Raw genomic sequence first — 18,499 nt, 5'->3', positions numbered from 1 at the left:
CCCACCACCCGCAAGGGAGAACTGCATGGCATCGGTCGGCTTCCTCTACCCGGGCCACTCCGCAGAAGACGACTACCCGCGGCTCGAAGCGCTCCTGGGCCGAGCGGTCCGCCTGCCGCTCGTGCACACCGACATCGGCGAGGACGCCCACCGCGTCGACGCGCTGCTGGAGATGGGTTCCGCGGCCCGGCTCGGGGCCGGCGTCGGCGCGCTGCGGGACCGCGGCGCCCAGGCCGTCGTCTGGGCGTGCACGAGCGCCAGCTTCATCTACGGCTGGGAGGGCGCCCAGCAGCAGGTGCGGGAGCTGTCGGCCACCGCCGGGCTGCCCGCCTCCAGCACCTCCTTCGCCTTCGCGCACGCCGTCCGGGCGCTCGACGTCCGCCGGGTCGCGATCGCCGCCACCTATCCGGCCGACGTCGCCGAGTACTTCCACGCGTTCCTCAAGGCCGCCGGCGCCGAGGTCGTCGCCACCCGGGGCAGCGGCATCATCACCGCCGCCGAGGTCGGCACCTGGGGCCGCGACGAGGTGCTCGCCCTGGCCCGGGCCGGCGACCACCCGGACGCCGAGGCCGTCCTCCTGCCCGACACCGCCCTGCACACCGCCGCCCACCTGCCCGCCCTCGAAGCCGCGCTCGGCAAACCGGTCCTCACCGCCAATCAGGTGACGGTCTGGGAGGGCCTGCGGCTGCTCGACCGCCCGCTGGCCTGCCCGGAGCTGGGCATGCTGTTCTCCCGTACGGCCCGCGGGTAGCGCCCCGGCCCGTCATCCCGGCCGCGACCGGCAGCCGTTCGGCCCGCGGCCGGGACCCCGTCGACCCCGGCCGGGAACGGTCGGGGCCGCGCCGGTGCCACGCCGCGGCCGGAACCGCCGCCCCGCTCGGGAATAACCGGAGAATTGCTCCGGTTAACCTCGTCGCACAGCAACGACGTCAAGGACGCGCGACGCGAGGAGGACCCGCACCGTGAGCGGCGAACAGCAGCAGACCCCGGGCACCGACGGCCGGCCCGGAGGCGACGGGATCCGGGGCACGGCCCTGGGCACCGCACCCGTCCCCCTGTCCGTGCTCGACCTGGTGACGGTCGGCGCCGGCAGCACCGCCACCGCCGCGATCCGCACCGCCGTCGAACTCGCCCGCAGCGCCGAGCGCCGCGGCTTCCACCGCTTCTGGGTCGCCGAGCACCACTCCATGCCCGGCGTCGCGTCCTCCTCGCCGGCGGTGCTCCTCGCCCACCTCGCCGCCCACACCGACCGCATCCGGCTCGGCTCCGGCGGCGTCATGCTGCCCAACCACGCTCCCCTGGTCATCGCCGAGCAGTTCGGCACCCTGGAGGCGATGGCCCCCGGCCGCGTCGACCTCGGCCTGGGCCGCGCCCCCGGCACCGACGGCGCCACCGCCGCCGCGCTCCGCCGCACCGACCGGCTGCACGAGGGGGCCGATGAGTTTCCGCAGCAGCTCGCCGAGTTGACCCGCTTCCTCGACGACTCCTTCCCCGACGGCCACCCCTACGCCCGGATCCACGCCGTGCCCGGCCCCGTCCAGGCCACCGCCCCCGGCGGCGTCCAGTCCCCGCACCGCCCGCCCCTGTGGCTGCTCGGCTCCTCCGGCTTCAGCGCCCGCCTGGCGGGCACGCTCGGCCTGCCGTTCGCCTTCGCGCACCACTTCTCCGCGGCCAACACCGTCCCCGCCCTGGACCTCTACCGCGCCTCGTTCCGCCCCTCCGAGGTGCTCGCCGAGCCGTACGCCCTGATCGGTGTCTCCGCGCTGGCGGCCGAGGACGAGCAGGAGGCCCTGCGCCAGGTCCGCACCGGCGCCCTCGCCATGATCCGGCTGCGCACCGGCCGCCCCGGCCTAGTCCCCAGCCCCGAGGAGGCGGCCGCCCACCACTTCAGCGCCGTCGAGCAGGACTTCGTCGACAGCTGGCTCGGCAACGTCGTCCACGGCACCCCCGACGCCGTCCGCCAGGGCCTCGACGACCTGGCCAAGCGCACCGGCGCCGACGAGCTGATGATCACCGCCAACGCCCACACCGGCGAGGTGCGCCGGCGCTCCTACGACCTCATCGCCGACGCCTACGGACTCCCGCAGGGCTGACGCACGGCGCGGGCGCGGGGCGCGCGGCTCAACTACAGGCGCGCCCCGCGTCCAAGAGCGCCTCCACCAGGTCCGGGGCCACCGGCCGGGAGTAGAGCCAGCCCTGACCGGTGTCGCACCCGATCCGGCGGAGCCGTTCGGCCTGCTCGGCGCTCTCCACGCACTCCGCGGTCACCGTCAGGCCGAGCCGGTGCGCCAGCGCGACCAGTGCCTCCACGATCATCTCGTCCGCCGGGTTCGGGTGCTCCTGCGAGCGGAAGCCGTGGACGAACGACCCGTCCAGCTTCAGCACCGACACCGGCAGCCGGCTGAGGTAGGCGAGGTTGGAGTAGCCGGTGCCGAAGTCGTCGATGGCGATCCGCACGCCCATGTCGCTGAGCGCCTGGAGGGCCTGCAACGGCCGGCCCGCCGACCCCATCACCGCGGACTCGGTCAGCTCCAACTGGAGCAGCTGCGGCGGCAGCCCGGTCTCCGCCAGGATCCCGGCGACGTCCGCCACCAGGTCGGAGTCCCACACCTGACGCACGGCCACGTTCACGCTGACGAACAGCGGCTCGCCCCCGGGGTGCGCCAGCTGCCAGGCCCGCGCCTGGTAGCAGGCCCGTTCCAGTACCCAGCGGCCCAGTTCGACGATGGCGCCGTTCTCCTCGGCCAGCGCGATGAACCGATTCGGCGACAGCACGCCGAACTGCGGATGCCGCCAGCGCACCAGCGCCTCCACGCCCTGCGCCCGGCCGTCCCCCAGCCCCACCAGCGGCTGGTACTCCAGGGTGAACTCGCCGCGGTCCACCGCCGGCCGCAGTGTGCTGGACAGCGCCTGCCGGGTCATCCGGTGCGCGTTGCGCTCCGGGTCGAAGAGGGTCCAGCGGGCCTTGCCGTCCTCCTTGGCCCAGTACAGCGTGGTGTCCGCGGCCTGCATCAGCCCGGTCGCCGTGGTGCCGCTCGCGGTCCGCTCCACCACGCCGATGCTCGCCGACACCGACAGCCGCTGCCCGGCCAGGTCGAACGGCCGCTGGAGCGCGTCCAGCACCGACTGCGCCAGCTCCGCCAGCTGGTCGGTGCCGGTGGAGTCCTCGACCAGCAGCGCGAACTCGTCGCCGCCCAGCCGCGCCACCAGGTGTCCGGCGCGGCCCGGCCCGCGCTCCCCGGTGTGCTCCGCGCAGCCCGTCAGCCGCTGCGCCACGGCGCTGAGCAGCCGATCACCGACCCGGTGCCCCAAGGTGTCGTTGACCGCCTTGAAGCCGTCCAGGTCGAGGTAGCACAGCCCGATCCGGCCGGTGCCCGACCGCTCGAACGCGGCCGCCTCCAGCGCCGCGGTGAGCCGCTCGAAGAACAGCGTGCGGTTGGGCAGCCGGGTCACCGGATCGTGCATCTGCAGATGCCGCAGCCGGGCCAGCAGGTCGTGCCGGTCGCTGATGTCCGCGAGCGACAGCAGGACCCGCTCCGCACCGCCCAGCGGCCCCTCGGCGACGGCCTCGACGGTCACCTCCACCCACACCGAACTCCCGTCGGACCGCTTCACCCGACGGGTGGAGCGCAGTCGGTCGCTGCGGCCGCACAGCACCTCCCGGTACGCCGCCCACACGCGCGGGTCGGCGCCCAGGTCGGTCAGGTCGGCGGCGGTGGCCGCGACCAGGTCGTCCGGGTCGGAGCCCACCAGCTCGCCCAGCGCGGGGTTGGCGGCGAGCACCAGCCCGTCGCGGTTGAGGACGGCCATCGGCAGGCTCGCGGTGTGGAAGGCGGCGCGGTAGTCGCCGAGCGAGGCGGCGGTGTCGTCGCACCGGGCGGAGGCGTCGCAGGCGGACGGGGGAGCGGGCCGGGACGTCGATTCGTTGGTCGAACCCTCACGCTCCGTCACCGAGGGCAGTGTCGCTCCGGGCATGCGGCCCGTGCTGTCGGGGTGTCCGCTCACTGCTCGCTCCCGCATGGCGCTTGTCTCGTGACGGAGGGGGGACCTCGCCCTGGAAAGTGTGGCGATCATAGAGGCTGGCACGAGGGCCGATCCAGCGACGAAGCCGTGACCATCCGCACGCATGACGGAAGTTCAGCCAATTCTGCCCGGCTCTGTTCGTCCCTATTGCCCCGTTGGTCGCTTGTGACTTTCCGTTACGACCTGCCGGGGGCGTGACCATCACTCATACGGGCTGCCATAACGAGACGAAGAGCATGAAATCACCACAGGGTAAGTGGGTGTCCCGAATCCACCCCTGGAGGTCTACGTGCCGCGCGCCCAGACACCCCACGGGGTGGACCGCCGCCGCATGCGGCGCGTCGCAGCCGTCGCCACCTCCTTGAGCGCGCTCGTCGCGACCTCCATCGTGGCCGGCCCGGCCACCGCCTCCGAGGCGGCCCTGTCCTGCGCCCTGGGACGCACCGACGCCCACCACTCCGAGGGCGTCGACAACTGGAACGGCGCCTACCCCCGACCGAACCGCCGCCTCGACGCGGTGATGATCTTCCTGTCCTTCCCGGACGCCCGCCCCACCACGACCCCCCAGCAGCTGTCCGCCGACTACTTCCCCAGCACCTCCCGCTTCTTCGAGCGCGCCTCCTACGGCAAGTTCCACCTCCGCACCCACATCCACCGCCGCTGGGTCCGCATGCCGCACCGCTCCACCTGGTACGGCATACAACGGGACTGGGAAACCGGGCGCCGCTCCGCCTACCTGCGCGACGCGGTCGCCGCGGCCGACCCGGCCATCGACTTCAGCCGCTACGACCTCGTCTACCTCGTCGCCGACCCCTCCGCCCCGGGCGTGGACTCGGACGCCACCAAGGTCGTCAACCTCGACCAGCCGATGTACGCCGACGGCGCAGAGCTCCGCCGGTTCGTCACCGTCTTCGAACACAGCCCGCCCGACCGCAACGTCCTCGCGCACGAGACCGGCCACGTCTTCGACCTGCCGGACCTCTACCACCGCCCCGAGAACGGCCACGGCGACTGGGACACCTACGTGGGCGACTGGGACCTCATGGGCAGCCAGTTCGGACTGGCCCCCGACCCCTTCGCCTGGCACAAGTGGCGGCTGGGCTGGATCACCGACGCCCAGGTCGACTGCGTCAGCCTGGACCACCCCCGGATGCACTCGCTGCGCACCCTCTCCGCCCCCGAGGACCCCGGCGACCGCCATCGCCCCCGCCTCCTGGTGGTCCGCACCGGCCCCGACAGCGCCCTCGCCATGGAGGCCCGCGGAGCCGAGGGCAACGACCGCTCGCTCTGCGCCGAGGGCGTCCTCGTCTACCGCGTCCGCAGCGGCACCGCCTCCGGCGCCGGCCCCGTCCAGGTGCTCGACGGCCACCCCGGCACCTCCGCCTGCTGGGGCACCTCCGTCTACCCGCCGCTCGCCGACGCCCCGCTCGGAGTGGGGGAGAGCCTCAACGACACCGAGGACGGCGTGCGCGTCCAGGTCCAGGGCCGGACCACCGACGGCGAATGGGCGGTCAAGGTCACCCGCAGCACGCCGTGACCCCCGCACACGCCGAAGGCCCCCACCGGAGTGGGGGCCTTCGACCGTCTGTGCGCCGCCAGGGACTCGAACCCCGGACCCGCTGATTAAGAGTCAGCTGCTCTAACCAACTGAGCTAGCGGCGCCTGCTGACGGGGAAAACATTAGCATCCTGGCCGGGGAGGGCAAAAATCGATTCCCCTCAGCCGCCCGTCAGCACGGGATCCCCGCCCTGAACAGCGCTTTCGTGGTGCGGACGGGCACTTTCCCGGTCCGCGCCGAGCCCGCCGCGGGCGGCCCGCACGCAGGCCCACAGCAGGATGTCCGGCCCCGGCAGCCAGGGGTCGCGGACGTCCGGCGCCACCAGCCAGCGCGACCCGGCGGGCGTCTCGTCCGCCGCGTCACGCGCGGCGTGCGGGCGGGGATGCAGCGGCGGGACCGTCACCGCGTCCCCGCTCCCGTGGCACAGCAGGGGCGGCACGGCGCTGCCCCACTCCTCCCAGGCCAGCAGGGAGGGCAGCCGCTGGGCGGTGCCGGGCGCCGCGAACAGCAGGATCCGCCCGCGGTGGGTGGCCACCGGCCCCGAGCCCGGGCCGCTCGACCACAGCCGGTCCACCATGCGCCGTCCGAAGAGCGCCGGGGTGTTGATCACGTCGAAGGCCGCGCCGCACGGCAGCACGGTGGGTGCGTCGGGACGCTCCGCCCACAGCATGTGCATGCCCTCCGGGTGCGGGCTGGCGGAGGCGAGCCAGTCGGCCCCGGCCAGCGTGACGTACGCAGTGGTGGGGAAAGCCAGGTTCCGCGGAGTCTCGGGCAGCCAGTCACTCATGGGACAGGTCTACCGACTCGGAGCCCCCGGCAGTCCTGATTGGCGGAAACCGGGACAGGCCGGGGCGGCGGGGAGTATCTTCCCCGCGCCGCATATGCCAGCGGCTCATGATCTAGGACCATGAGCCGAGAGGGGTGTCTGGGGTCGGAGTGATTGCTGTGACCACGGCGCTCGTGGGCCGGACCGCCGCGCGCCGGCCTCCGTGGAGCCGCGGGGGCCCGGGCGCCGGTCAGTCGGTGTCGGGCGGCACGGTGCTGCCGCTCCGCAGCAGGCTCTGGCCGAACTCGACCATCTTCTGGGCGTAGTCCTCGGTCCAGTCGGCCCGCTCGGCGACCACGGCCAGCGGCAGCCGGTCGAAGCGGCGGGGGTCGGTCAGCTGGGCGGCGGCCATCGCCTGGAACTCCGTCGCGCGGTCGGCCGCCGCGCGGAACGCCAGGGCGAGCTCGGTCGCGCGGCCGAGCAGCGCGCCGGGGTCCTCGACCGACTCCAGCCCGAAGAAGTGCTCGGGGTCGACGGTGGCCTCGGGCGGCTCGAACAGCAACTGCGCGGGCCTCATGCGGCGGGGGGCGGGCGCCGTACCGCGTGGATCGGGAGCCGGCTGCGGCTCGGACATGTACCTACCTCCATGGTTGTGTGCCGCATTCCATTGTCCCGCCCTCCGCAAGGGGGCCACCGGGGCGCCCGTGACGACGGCCCCCGACGCCGGCCGACACCGGGGCCACCGGCTGGAACCGCGCCTGCCGCGGCGCGCGCCCGGAGCCCGGTGGCAGGGGCACCCGGCCGCACTACCCCCGCAGCGGCACCCGGTGCTCCGCGAGGTGCGCGAGCACGGCGTGGTTCGCCTCCCAGCCGTCGGGGAACTTCACCGTGACGCCCAGCTGCACGGGATCCGTGGCGGGATGTTCGTCGAGGAGTTCGGCGACCCCGGCGCGGCAGACGACGACGCAGGCGTGCCGGTGCCGGGAGGCGAGCACGCACAGGCGCCCGGTCTCCAGGTGGAAGGCGGTCGCGTCGGGGCGGCCGGAGAGCGGGTGCAGGACGACGGTGACGTCGAACTCGCGGCCCTGGAGGCGGTTGGCGGTGTCCACCGTGACGCCGGTGACGCCCAGCTCGGCGAGGGCCGCCCGGACCGCCGCGGCCTGGTCGCGGTGGGCGGTGCCGACCGCGATCCGGGCGGCCGTCAGCGGCTGCCCGCCGTCGGCCTGCTCGCTGGTGGCGACCCCGCCGCGGTCCAGTACCCGACGCACGACCCGGGCGACGGCGCGGACCGCCTCCGGGTCCGTGCGCGGCGTGTGTCGGGCCGGCAGCTCCAGGAGCCCCCAGCCGGATTCCGCGGCCTCGTCCAGGACGCGGTCCACGGCCGAACCGTCGCCCCGGACGCCGAACGCCAGCCGCCGGTCGTCGGGCCCGGTGCCGCTGCGGAACGGCGTGTACGGGTAGAAGGCGCCGGAGACCAGCGGCGCGGCGGACGCCGGCAGCCGCCAGGAGACGGGGAGGCGGTGCTGCGGCAGGTCGGGGTTGTGGGCGAGGAGGGTGGAGACGGCACTGGCGGAGGGGTCGTAGGACAGGCCGGCCCACTGGTCGGCGCCGACCACGCTGAACGGGTCGAGCTGGCCCGGGTCGCCGACGAAGAGCGCCCGCTCGAAGAGGCCGGCGACGCTCAGCAGCGCGTCGGAACGCATCTGGTACGCCTCGTCCACGATGGCGTGCCGCCAGGGCTCCTCGACCTTGGTGTAGGCCCACTTGGCGGCGGTGGAGACCACCACGTCCAGCGCCGCCAGCTCGGCGATCTTGGCGGAGGTGCGGACGGCGGGCAGCTCGGCCAGGGCCGGGTCGAACGCGCCGGGTTCGCTGCTGTGGAGGCGGCCCACGGGCAGCTCGGGGTCCTTCGCGGCGAGGCGCTGGACGAGGTCGTCGACCTGGGCGTTGGTCTGCGCGACGATCATCAGGCGGCGGCCCGCCGCGGCCAGTTCGCGGGCGGCGCGGACGACCAGGGTGGACTTCCCGGCGCCCGGCGGGGAGTCGACGACCACGCCGCGCCGGGTGCTGTGCAGCGTGTCGTGGAGGATCGCGTCGGTCGCCCGGGCCGCCGCCGCGGCGGGGTCGGTCGGCGGCGGCGCGGGCAGGGGCGGCGGGGGCGTCATGCCGGTTCGCCTTCCGGGGAGTTGGCGGGCGTGGGGCGGGCGGCGCGGGTCACAGGAAGTCCTCGGGGGTGACCGGATCGGCGACGGGCGGCGCGTCACCGGGGCCGGGCGGCGGGCCGCCGTGCGTCCACGGGGTGTCCTCCGGCTCCGGCAGGGCGGGGCCGCCGCGCGGGGCGTGTTCGAACAGCGTCCAGCACAGGACGTCGCCGGGTTCCGGGACCGAGCCCGGCTCCGGCGTGCGGCCACGGCCCATGCCGCCGGTGAGCCGGACCACCGGCGCGCCCTCCGCGCCGGCGGCGTACGCCACGAACTCGGCGGTCTGGGTGCGCCCGTCGGACAGCGTGCGGTGGAGCTTGGTGCCCTCGGCCAGCGGCGGACGGTCGTCGGTGCGCAGCGTCACCAAGGGGCGCGGCATCGGCCGCTTGCCCTCGGAGAACGCCATCTCCACGTCGGCGACGGTGCCTTGGAGCGCCTCGCCGGCGAGCCGGCGGGCGGCCATCACCAGGGGGTCGTCCAGGGCTTCGTGGGCGTCCAGTTGGGCCTGCGCGCCCTCCCGGGCGGCGAGCTTCCGGGCGGCGGTGACCGCGTCGTCCCGCTTGGGCTGCGGCGGTTCGCCGGCGCGGATCCGGTCGCGGTGGGCGGTGTACGACCAGCGGTCGCGCTTCCAGCGGTCGGCGACCCGGGCGCCCTCGGGCAGGCCGCGGAGCAGGTCGATGCCCTGCCAGACGGCGTCCCAGGTGGGGCGCAGTTGGCTCTCGACGAGGGCGCGGACCTCCTCCTCCGCCCCGGGGGTGCCGGCGTCGTAACGGGCCATCGCGGGCGCCAGCAGCCGGTTGTCGAACGCCGGGTCGGTGGCCGGTCCGGCCGGCGGGCAGTAGAGCTGGCCGCCCGCGTCGCGGCCCGCCTCGGCGAACTCGGCGGCCCGCTGGGCCGGTACACCGGGCGGCGGGGAGATCCAGGCGAGCAGCGCGCCCAGGTGCTGGTCCTCCAGGGCGCTCTGGCCGGTCGCCCAGTGGCGGGTCAGGAGCTCCGTCAGGGACAGCAGCAGGCAGGCGCCCGGCACCCGGGCCCGCTCGCCGAAGTGCGTGAACCAGCGGCCCAGCAGCGGCACGTGCGGCGGCGCGGGGAAGGGCGTCTCCGGCTCCTGCTCGGCCGTCCGCCGGAACCGCATCGAGCGGCCCAACAGGCGCACGTACTCGATGCCGGCGGTGCTGGGCACGATCAACTGGGGCGCGTCGGCGCACAGTTCGACCTGGACCGGGACCTTCTTGCCGGTCTCCGCGTCGGTCTCCTTGCGCTCCTCGAACTCGACGTCGTCGGCGAAGCCGTCCACATAGGGCAGCACCGCCTCGGCCAGGTCGGCGAGGAAGGCGAACCGCAGGTCACGGTCCCGGGGCTGGGGGACCGTCAACAGCAGCGGCTTCTCGCGGTCGGTGCCGACCAGGGCGCCCAACGGGGCGCCGGCCTCACCGGCGGTGGTCAGCGGGACGAGGACCAACGGGCGGGCGGCGAGGTGGCGGTGGCGGACCGTGGTCCGCGGCTGGGCGCGGCCGGCGGCCGCCGCCTCCATCCTGGCCAGCGTCTCGATCAGTGACACGGGTCCTCCCCGGTCCGCGGTGCGGGTAGGGGCGCGGCGTCAGCCGCTCCGGTGGAGTCGGCGCGTGCGCCGGAGGCGTCGGCGAGGGCCGCGCGGCGCAGTGCGGCGGCCGCGCGCAGGGCCTGGACGGCCGGGTCGTCGGGGTTCGCGCCGGGGTCGCCGGCGGCCGCCGCCAGCGCCTCGCCGACGGTGCGCAGCCCGCCCAGTTCGCCCCGCGCGCCGCGGCCCAGTGCCTCCACCGCGCCGTCCTCGCGGGCGTGCTTGCGGCAGTGGAAGGCCAGTTCGCAGGCGGCCAGGCACTCGGGCGCGTAGGCCGCGGGGACCGCTTCCACCGCCTCGGTCAGTTCGGCGGCCGGCCGGGTCGCGGTCTGGCCGTCGTCGCTCAGCCCGAGGTCGAAGGTGGTCCCCGGGGGGAGCGCGGCGGCGATCTCTTCGACGCGGGTGAGGCGGGCCAACTGGCGCCGGGTGGTGGCGAGTTGCTTGCGGACGTCGACGGTGGCGGCGGTCGGGAGGTTGGAGAAGTCCTTGGGGCAGACCAGCAGGACCCGGTCGTGGACGGCGACGGGGCGGCCGGTGTACGCCGCGGTGTGCTCGGCCACCGGCTCCAGGGCGAGGACGTAGACCGCCGCCTGGCGGGCCGCGGCACCGACCTTTGCGGCGTCCGCGGCCCCGTCGATCATCGGGAAGGACTTGATCTCGACGACCGTCCAGCCGCCGTCCGGATGCACGACCACGGCGTCCGGTTCCACGTAGGCCGGCGAGCCGGCGACGTCCATCGCCAGCAGCGGGTGGTCCAGCAGGGCCCAGTCGCCGGCCGCGGTCGCCTCGCGCAGCGCCAGCGCGGTGCGCGCCGCCCGCCCCTCGGGGCCGGCCGCGGACAGGTCGGGCCGGGCGACCGCGTCGACCTCCGGCAGGGCGGTGCCCGGTGCCAGCCGTTCGCACACCAGCCGCAGCAGTTCGACGCCGCCGTCGGCCTTCACCCGGGCCTCGAAGGAGTTGCCGCGGACCAGCGCGAACTGGGACTGCCCGTAGCCCGCGGGCGATCCCAGCGCGCGGGCCAGCGCGCCCTTGTCGACGCCCGCGCCGTCCAGCAGTGCCCGGCGTCGACAGCCGGGATTGGCGGCCAGCGCGGCCAGCGCGCGGGCGTCCAGCGACCGGGGGCGCACCCCCGGCCCGCGCAGTTCCGTCAAACTCCCCCGGATCACGCCGGGAGGCGCCCCCGGCGGCGGGCTCGGTGGGCTCTCGCGGGAAACGTTCACCTGCCGAAGTCTCGCATCCACCACGCCCGCCGCGGGCATCGCCTCCACCGCGACGGCGGGCGCCGGGGGCGCCGCCCGGGCCCCGTGCCGGTGGCCCCGCCAGGGCCCCCGCCGGGGTTTTCCGCCGGGTGCGCGATGATGGAAGGGCCGCGGTCAGCGCCGCCCGCGCCCAGCGAAGCACGACGACAAGCCGGGAATCCGGCGAGAGGTACGACCCATGGCACCGCGCATTCTCCTGGCCCGGCACGGGCAGACGGAGTGGTCCGTCTCCGGCCGGCACACCGGACGCACCGACATCCCCCTGCTGGACGAGGGGCGGCAGGGCGCCAAGCTCCTCGGCGAGCGGCTGCACCGCGCCCCCTGGGCCGGCCTGCCGGGCGTCGAGGTCCGCACCAGCCCGCTGGTGCGCGCCAAGGAGACCTGCGAACTGGCCGGTTTCGGTGCGCGGGCCCAGGAGTGGGACGCGCTGCTGGAGGTCGACTACGGCGCCTACGAGGGGCTGACCCCGGCGCAGATCAAGGCCGACCGGCCGGACTGGCTGATCTGGCGGGACGGGGTGCCGGCCGGCGAGACGCTCGCCGAGGTCTCCGCGCGGGCCGACGAGGTGGTCGACTGGGCGCGCTCGGCCGACCGGGACGTGCTGGTCTTCGCGCACGGCCACATCCTGCGGGTCCTGGGGGCGCGCTGGCTGGGCCTGGACGTCTCCTTCGCGGCCCGGCTCCGACTGGCGCCGACGTCCCTGTCGGTGCTCGGCTGGGCGTACGGCGAGCCGGCCGTGGTGAGCTGGAACGAGACCGGGCACCTGGACTGAGCACCGCCGCCGCGCCCTTCGCGCCCGTTGCGGCCGCCGCGCCCGTTCAGACGGGGCCGTGGGCCGGGCCACGGCTCAGGCCGGTTGCCGCCCTACGGGGGCGTCGGCCGTCCGGTAGCGGTCCAGGAACTCGCCGACCGGGCCGCAACTGCGGTACGGGCGCAACGCCCGCGCCGTGTCGTCCAGCATCGCCCGGATCCGGGCGGAGTGGACCCGGGACAGCAGCGTGAGCGCCTGGAGGGCTGCGGTGGCGGCCTCGTCGACGGTGCCGTTCGCCGTGAGGTTGCCGGCCAGTTCCGCGGTGAACAGGGCGATGTTGCGGGTGAAGTGCGGGTCCTGGAGCGCCACCGCCCGGCGTGCGTGCTCCGCCGCGCGCCCCCGTTCGCCCAGTGCGGACCAGCACTGCGCCGTGAGGCCCTCCAGTTCGGCCTCCCCGTAGAAGCTCATCCACTCCGGGTCGCGCTCCCCGGGCCCGGCCGCGAACAGCCGCTCGGCCCGGGCCAGCGCCTGCGTGCAGCCGGTGCGGTCGCCGAGGCCCGCCCAGCCGCCGGCCTCGCGCAGCGCCAGCAGGGACCGCAGCCGCGGCGAACCGAGCCGCTTGGCGGCCTGTTGGGCTGCCTGCGCGGCCCGCACCGCCTCGCGCGGCCGGCCGGCGTCGCGGGCCAGGAAGGCGGTGTTGCAGAAGGCGTGCGCCTCCAGGGCGGCGTCGCCGCAGACCCGGGCGGTGGACAGCGCCTCCGCGTAGTGCGAACGGGCGTCGTCGAAGCGGCCGGAGTCGTGGGCCAACCAGCCCACGGAGATCGCGAGTTCGCCCGCGCCGGCGTGCAGCCGGTCGTAGATCGCCCGGCGTTGGGCGCCGGCGTCCAGCAGTTCGTAGGCGGCGCGCAGGGGTTGGGTGGCACGGTGGTACAGGCCGTCGGCGCCGTGCCGGTCGTCCAGCAGGCGGATCCGGCGCACCGCCTCTTCGACGGCGGTGGCTTCGGTGGCGCCGGCCCGGGCGCCGGGGGCGGTGCGGGGCCCCGGCACGGCGGCAAGGGGCGCTGCGGGGCCCTCCGGTGCGGTCGGTGCGGGTACCGGGGGGTCGGTCCGGCCGGCCGGGCAGAGGCCGGTCAGGCCCAGGGCGGCCGCCGGGCCGCCGGTGATGAACGCGCGACGTAGCACGTCGCTCTCCTCGCAGTTCTGGATACGGGTATCGCGGTGGTCGGGGTCGGTCGCCAGGGGCGCGGCGCTGTCCGGCGACGTACGGGCCCCCCGTCCGCGTACCGTCTCGCGCGGCGCGAACCCCATGTCGGGCAGCGTCAGCCCGGGGAACATGTGCCGGAACACCCGTTCGTAGGCGTAGTTCGGGCACCGGATCTCCCCGGATTCGACGCGGCCCACGTAGCGGGCGTCGCACGAGACCTGCTCGCCGATCTCACGGGCGGCCCGTCGGACCGCCGCCGCGAACTCACCGGGCGACAGCCGGCCGCGCAGCTGTCGGAAGGCGGTGTTCGGACGGGCGGGTACGGTGCGGGACGACGCTGAACGCTGCGCTTGCGACGCCATGGCGGACCTCTTCCGTGCCCTACTCCGTGCCATCGTGTGACCGTGCCGCGTCCTGGCGGTGCGGCGGGACGACGGTACCCGCTGTGACGGGTCCGACACCCTGCGTTTGGCAACAAACCGGAATATCTCACCCGCGATCCGCCATGAAGTGCCATCCTTTGCAGCGTTCCGCCGCCGTAGCTGTTGACGCGTTTCGCCGTTGGAGACGGTGTAAAGGGTGTGGCGCGTGCAGGAGGAGGGGTTCTCCGTGTGGGAGACCGGCGTCAGCAGGGGCGGCAAGGAGTCCGCGGGCCGGACCGCGGGCCGCGAGGGGCATACCGCCCCGGTGACCGTCGTCCAGCCCTGTGACCTGGTCACGGTGCCGGCCCGGCAGGGCCTGGAGGCGGTGGACATCCTGCGCTGGCGGGACGGCGTCGGCCCGGTCCTGCACGACGGCGCCTGCGACACCCTCGGCTTCCTGGTCCCGCCGGGCACGGCCGACGGCTGGGACGTGCCGGGCAGCGCCTGCACCCAGACCTACGCGCGCGGGGCCGCCTACGGCGCGCCGGACGACGGGGCGCCGCCGGAGCCGCCGGTGAACGGCACCGGCTGGCTGGTCCCGCCGGAGGGGGCGTACGGCGACGCCACCGACCCGACGGTGCTGCGGGCGGCGCTGGGCGAGGCGGCCCGCACGATCGAGGCGGTCGACCGCTGCCAGTGAGGTGACCGCCGTCCGCGAGGCGACGGCGCCGGTGAGGGGCGGCCGTGGTGCCGCCCCTTGGCCGTTGCCGGACCGGTCGACCCGCCGCCGGGTCAGCGCTGGGAGAGCGAGTGCCCGTCGGGCAGCGGCGCCGGGGACGGGTCGGGCAGCGAGACGCCCGGCGGCAGGCCCTGCGGCGGCGGCCCGGCGGGCGCCGCCCCGGGGCGGGTCCGGCGCGCCGCGGCCCGGGCCTCCTCGTAGACGGCCATCAACTCCTGCGCGCTGCGGTCGATGTCGTAGCGCCGCACCACCGGCGGCACCGGCAGCCGGACCACCTCGGTGCGGCGCAACTCCCGTAGTGCGGCGGTCAGTTCGTGCACGCCGTGGCCGAAGCGGCGGGCGCCGGGGGCTTGGTCGTCGGGGAGTTCGTCGACGACCGGGCAGCTGCCGTGCAGGACGTGCAGTCCGGCGGCCAGGGCCTCCAGGGTCGCCAGCCCGAACGCCTCGTCGGGGGAGGGCGAGACGAAGACGTCGATGGCCGACAGCAGCCCGGGGATGTCCGGCCCGTCGCCGGCCGCCGGCCGGTCCACGCCGCTGCGGGCGCCGAGCAGGTGGATCCGGTCGCCGGAGCCGAACTGCCCGGCGGTCCGCCGGAGCAGCTCCCGTTCCGGTCCGTCACCGGCCAGCAGCAGGTGGACGCCGGGAAGCTGGGTCACCGCACGGACCAGGACGTCGAACCGCTTGCCGGGCACCAGCCGGCCGGCGCCGCCGACCACGAACGCGTCGACCGGCAGGCCGAGCCGGGCCCGGACCGCGGCCCGCGCGGCCGGGTCGTAGGCGAAGCGGTGCGCCTCGATGCCGTTGGGCACCACGTGGATGCGCCGCTCGGGGACGCCCCAGCGGCGCAGCCGGGCGGCGACGGTGTCCGAGACGGCGACGGTCGCCGAGCCCAGCCGTTCGGTGGCCCGGTACAGGGTGCGCACGCCGCGGGTCAGCCGCCGGCCCTCGATGACCGCGTCGCCCAGCGAGTGCTCGGTGGCGACGACCGCCCGGACACCGGCCAGGCGGGCCGCGATCCGGCCGTAGACGCACGCCCGGTACAGGTGGGTGTGGACGAGGTCGGGGCCGACGTCGCGGATCAGGCCGGCCAGCCGGGGGAGTGCGGACAGGTCCCGGTTGCCGGTCATGCCGAGGTGGGTGACGCGGATGCCGTCCGCCTCGATGGCCTCGGCGAGCGGGCCGGGGTTGGTCAGGGTGACGACCTCGCAGTGGGCGGGCAGCCGGCGCAGCAGCAGCCGCAGCTGCAGCGCGGCGCCGCCCACTTCGAGGCCGGTGATGACGTGCAGGACTTTCACCGGGTCCCTCCAGGGGTAGCGGCCAGGGTGGCCTGGTCAGCGGCCGGGTCGGCCTCGTCGTGGGGCTGTGCGCGGCGGCGCGGCGCCGGGGGGACGGCGGCGGGCGGCGCCGCCGGGGCCGGGGTCACCGGCCCTCCCGCCGGAACCGCGGCCGGATCGCGGCCCGCAGCAGGATCCGCAGGTCCTGCCCGGGCGACCAGCCGTCGATGGCGAGGTTGTCGAACCGCGTCCGGTCCTCGGCCCGGGCGCCGTCGCGCAGCCCGTGCACCTGCGCCAGGCCGGTGAGGCCGGGCGGCATCCGGAGCCGGGCCGCGTAGTCGGGATGCCGGCGGGCGCACTCCGCGGCCCGGGACGGGCGTTCGGGGCGCGGCCCGACCAGGCTCAGCTCGCCGCGCAGCACGTTCCACAGCTGCGGCAGCCCGTCCAGCGCGGTGCGCCGCAGCCACCGCCCGACGCGGCCGGGCCGGCCACCGGGGCGCCCGGTGCGAAACCGCAGCAGGGCGAAGTGGCGGCCGTCCTTGCCGACGCGCTCCGGCCGGTGGAACACCCCGGGCCCGTCCGCCAGCCGGATCGCCAGCGCGCAGCCGAGCAGCAGCGGCGCCGTCAGCACCAGCGCCACCGACGCCACGACGAGGTCCACGGCCCGTTTGACCGGACTGCCGGGCCGCGACCGCGCGGTCTCGTACGGCCGGCAGGCGAACCCCCACAGGTGTTCGGTGCCCGGCGCCGCCGGCCGCCCGTCGCGCCCGGCGGCGGCCCCGGCCAGCCAGACGGCCGCGCCCTGCCCGAGGAACCGGCGGAGCAGCGCCGCGGAGTAGGGGTCGCTCTCCGGCGGCAGCAGGAACACCGCGTCGCGGACGGTGTGCCGGATGACCGCGCGGGTCACCGCCTCGGAGGAGCGCAGCAGCGGCGGTCCGGCACCGGGCGGGACGCCGTCGGGCCCGGCCGGTCCGGTCGCCACCACGCCCACCGGGTGCAGCCCGTACTCCGGGTGCGCCAGGAGGGCCACGGCCAACTGCCGGCCCGCCGGCTCCGGTCCGACCAGCAGCACCGACCGCGGGCGGCGCCGGGCGGCGGCCCGCCGGACCCGGTACACCACGGCCCGGCCGGCGCCGGCCAGCACCGCCGTCGCGGCCACCGCGGCCGGCAGGGCGACCGGGCCCAGCGCGTCCCCGGGGCGCAGCGCGGCCAGCGCCGCGGCCGTGGCGCACCAGGCGGTCGCGGCCCGGCCCACCAGCGGCGCCGTCTCGTCGAGCGCGGCCGGCGCGGGGCCCGGACGGTACAGGCCGGCCCGCGCGTTGAGCAGCAGCAGGACCGGCACTAGCCCGGCGAGCACCGCCGGGTCCGCTTCCACGAGGAGGGCCGCACCGGCGGTGGCCAGGGCGTCCGCTGTCGCGAGCAGGACCGGGGCCGCCCGCCGCGGCAGCGGCCGGCCGGCCCGGACCGGTGCCGGCGGGGCGGCGGACGCCGGGCGGGGCGGCCGGCCCGGGGCGGCCGGCCGGGGCAGCGTCCCGGCGTGCCGGGCGGGCGCGTCCGCGCGGTCGGCGCTCATCGATCGGTCCGCGTCGTGGTCAGGACGGGCGGTACGGCGAGCAGTTCGCGGTAGACGTTGAGCACCGCGCCCGCGGTCCGCTGCACGTCGTGGGCCATCCGTACGTGCTCCGCCAGCCGGACGCCGAGCGCGGCCCGCCGGTCGCGGTCGGACAGCAGGGCGGTCAGGGCCCGGGCCAGGGCGGCCGGGTCGTCCGGCGGCACCAGGCAGTCGTCCGCGGCATCGGCCGGCAGGCACTCCCGGGCTCCGCCGACGTCGCTGAGCACCACCGGGATCCCGCACGCCATCGCCTCCAACGGGACCAGCGCCATCCCCTCCCACCGCGACGGCACCACCACCAGGTCCGCCGCCCGGTACCAGGGGGCGGCACTGTCGGCGGCGCCGGCGAACACCACCCCGGGCGGCGCGGACCGTTCCAGGGCCGCCCGGTCCGGCCCGTCCCCGACCAGCACCAGCCGGGCGTCCCGGACCGCCGCGGCCACCTCGGGCCAGGCCCGCAACAGCGTCGACTGGCCCTTCTGCGCGCACAGCCGGGCCACGCACACCACCAGCGGCGCCCCGACCGGCACCGCGTCGCGCAGCCCGGGCAGGGCCTCGCGCAGCGCCTCCCGGGCGTCGTCGGCGGCATCGGCGGCGGGCGCGAAGCGCCGCAGGTCCACGCCGTTGGGGATGACCACCCACCGGCCCGTCACCCCGACGGCCGCGCCGCGCCGCCGCTGGGCCTCGCTCACGCACAGCACCCGGTGCGTCCAGCGCGCCGCGTACCGCTCCCAGACCCGCGCCGCCAACCCGCCGACCACCTCGAACGGCCAGCAGTGCGGCTGGTGGACCGTCGGGATGCGTCCGCGCAGCGCCATTCGGGCGGTGTACCCGGCGCGGGGACCGTGCGCGTGCACGAGGTGGGGGCCGGCGCGCCGGACCAGCCGGGCCAGTCGCCGGCGGCCGGACAGCACCGTCCGGAGGGTGCCGCGGGCCGGCCAGAGCACCACTTCGGCGCCCGCGATGGCGGCCTCCACGTGCAGGATCCCGCCGGGCGGTGCGGCCACCACCACCCGCAGTCCGGCCGCCACCTGGGACCGCACCAGGTCGGCGATGACCCGGGCGATCCCGCCGTCGACCGGCTGGGACACATGGAGGACCGTGAGCCGGTCCTGGGACGGCAGGTCTTGTGGCAGCACGCGCACTGCTC

Annotated in this window: 15 protein-coding genes and 1 tRNA gene; 5 read left to right on the top strand and 11 right to left on the bottom strand. The window is 76.3% G+C overall.

Annotation, left to right across the window (positions count from 1 at the left end; all coding sequences use genetic code 11):
• Nucleotides 1-25: 25 nt before the first annotated feature.
• Nucleotides 26-751 carry a decarboxylase gene (locus tag ACJ6WD_RS16725; protein WP_407616047.1) on the top strand — a complete coding sequence of 242 codons (726 nt, stop codon included), beginning with the start codon at nucleotides 26-28 and terminating at the stop codon, nucleotides 749-751.
• 211 nt (nucleotides 752-962) lie between these two features.
• Nucleotides 963-2,093, top strand: coding sequence for an LLM class flavin-dependent oxidoreductase (locus tag ACJ6WD_RS16720; RefSeq protein WP_016574265.1), 1,131 nt, complete (start codon nucleotides 963-965; stop codon nucleotides 2,091-2,093).
• 28 nt (nucleotides 2,094-2,121) lie between these two features.
• Here ACJ6WD_RS16720 and ACJ6WD_RS16715 read toward each other — a convergent pair whose 3' ends face one another.
• Nucleotides 2,122-3,951, bottom strand: coding sequence for a bifunctional diguanylate cyclase/phosphodiesterase (locus ACJ6WD_RS16715; RefSeq protein ID WP_233657613.1), 1,830 nt, complete (start codon nucleotides 3,949-3,951; stop codon nucleotides 2,122-2,124).
• A gap of 403 nt (nucleotides 3,952-4,354) precedes the next feature.
• On the opposite strand from ACJ6WD_RS16715, the gene ACJ6WD_RS16710 reads away from it, so the two are divergent.
• Nucleotides 4,355-5,560 (top strand): M6 family metalloprotease domain-containing protein, encoded by a 1,206-nt coding sequence (locus ACJ6WD_RS16710; protein ID WP_233657614.1) that lies wholly within the window; start codon nucleotides 4,355-4,357, stop codon nucleotides 5,558-5,560.
• A gap of 51 nt (nucleotides 5,561-5,611) precedes the next feature.
• Here the strand turns inward: ACJ6WD_RS16710 and ACJ6WD_RS16705 are convergent.
• The 6 genes from ACJ6WD_RS16705 to ACJ6WD_RS16680 all read right to left on the bottom strand — a co-directional run bounded on the left by ACJ6WD_RS16705 (nucleotide 5,612) and on the right by ACJ6WD_RS16680 (nucleotide 11,407).
• Nucleotides 5,612-5,685, bottom strand: a tRNA-Lys gene (locus tag ACJ6WD_RS16705).
• 56 nt (nucleotides 5,686-5,741) lie between these two features.
• On the bottom strand, nucleotides 5,742-6,368 hold the full coding sequence (locus ACJ6WD_RS16700; RefSeq protein WP_233657615.1) for a bifunctional DNA primase/polymerase: 627 nt from the start codon (nucleotides 6,366-6,368) through the stop codon (nucleotides 5,742-5,744).
• Between the two features lie 229 nt (nucleotides 6,369-6,597).
• Nucleotides 6,598-6,981: a hypothetical protein gene (locus ACJ6WD_RS16695; protein ID WP_063745834.1), complete on the bottom strand. Its 384-nt coding sequence runs from the start codon at nucleotides 6,979-6,981 to the stop codon at nucleotides 6,598-6,600.
• A gap of 172 nt (nucleotides 6,982-7,153) precedes the next feature.
• Nucleotides 7,154-8,512 (bottom strand): AAA domain-containing protein, encoded by a 1,359-nt coding sequence (locus ACJ6WD_RS16690; RefSeq protein ID WP_376553802.1) that lies wholly within the window; start codon nucleotides 8,510-8,512, stop codon nucleotides 7,154-7,156.
• Between the two features lie 49 nt (nucleotides 8,513-8,561).
• Nucleotides 8,562-10,109, bottom strand: coding sequence for a hypothetical protein (locus tag ACJ6WD_RS16685; RefSeq protein WP_407616046.1), 1,548 nt, complete (start codon nucleotides 10,107-10,109; stop codon nucleotides 8,562-8,564).
• Nucleotides 10,100-11,407: a hypothetical protein gene (locus ACJ6WD_RS16680; RefSeq protein WP_407616045.1), complete on the bottom strand. Its 1,308-nt coding sequence runs from the start codon at nucleotides 11,405-11,407 to the stop codon at nucleotides 10,100-10,102. Before ACJ6WD_RS16680 ends, ACJ6WD_RS16685 begins: the two co-directional genes overlap by 10 nt.
• Nucleotides 11,408-11,585: 178 nt before the next feature.
• Here ACJ6WD_RS16680 and ACJ6WD_RS16675 point away from each other — a divergent pair, with 178 nt between their 5' ends.
• Nucleotides 11,586-12,179 carry a histidine phosphatase family protein gene (locus ACJ6WD_RS16675; protein WP_233657619.1) on the top strand — a complete coding sequence of 198 codons (594 nt, stop codon included), beginning with the start codon at nucleotides 11,586-11,588 and terminating at the stop codon, nucleotides 12,177-12,179.
• A 75-nt stretch (nucleotides 12,180-12,254) separates the two neighbouring features.
• On the opposite strand, the gene ACJ6WD_RS16670 is transcribed toward ACJ6WD_RS16675, so the two are convergent.
• Entirely contained in the window at nucleotides 12,255-13,724 is a 1,470-nt protein-coding gene (locus tag ACJ6WD_RS16670; protein ID WP_233657620.1) for a tetratricopeptide repeat protein, read from the bottom strand.
• A gap of 217 nt (nucleotides 13,725-13,941) precedes the next feature.
• Here ACJ6WD_RS16670 and ACJ6WD_RS16665 point away from each other — a divergent pair, with 217 nt between their 5' ends.
• Nucleotides 13,942-14,424: a hypothetical protein gene (locus tag ACJ6WD_RS16665; RefSeq protein WP_233657621.1), complete on the top strand. Its 483-nt coding sequence runs from the start codon at nucleotides 13,942-13,944 to the stop codon at nucleotides 14,422-14,424.
• A 92-nt stretch (nucleotides 14,425-14,516) separates the two neighbouring features.
• Here ACJ6WD_RS16665 and ACJ6WD_RS16660 read toward each other — a convergent pair whose 3' ends face one another.
• The 3 genes from ACJ6WD_RS16660 to ACJ6WD_RS16650 form a co-directional block, all read right to left on the bottom strand.
• Nucleotides 14,517-15,758 carry a glycosyltransferase gene (locus tag ACJ6WD_RS16660; protein WP_331247104.1) on the bottom strand — a complete coding sequence of 414 codons (1,242 nt, stop codon included), beginning with the start codon at nucleotides 15,756-15,758 and terminating at the stop codon, nucleotides 14,517-14,519.
• A 124-nt stretch (nucleotides 15,759-15,882) separates the two neighbouring features.
• Complete coding sequence (locus ACJ6WD_RS16655; RefSeq protein WP_233657623.1) at nucleotides 15,883-17,310, bottom strand: sugar transferase; 1,428 nt, start codon at nucleotides 17,308-17,310, stop codon at nucleotides 15,883-15,885.
• Complete coding sequence (locus ACJ6WD_RS16650) at nucleotides 17,307-18,488, bottom strand: glycosyltransferase family 4 protein (RefSeq protein ID WP_233657624.1); 1,182 nt, start codon at nucleotides 18,486-18,488, stop codon at nucleotides 17,307-17,309. Before ACJ6WD_RS16650 ends, ACJ6WD_RS16655 begins: the two co-directional genes overlap by 4 nt.
• Nucleotides 18,489-18,499: the final 11 nt, after the last annotated feature.

The sequence above is a fragment of the Streptomyces sp. VTCC 41912 genome, assembly GCF_045799175.1.
In the GTDB taxonomy this organism is placed as follows: Bacteria; Actinomycetota; Actinomycetes; order Streptomycetales; family Streptomycetaceae; genus Streptomyces; species Streptomyces albulus_C.
Note: the sequence above shows the minus strand (reverse complement) of the source record. Positions and strands in the feature narration are given on the sequence as shown.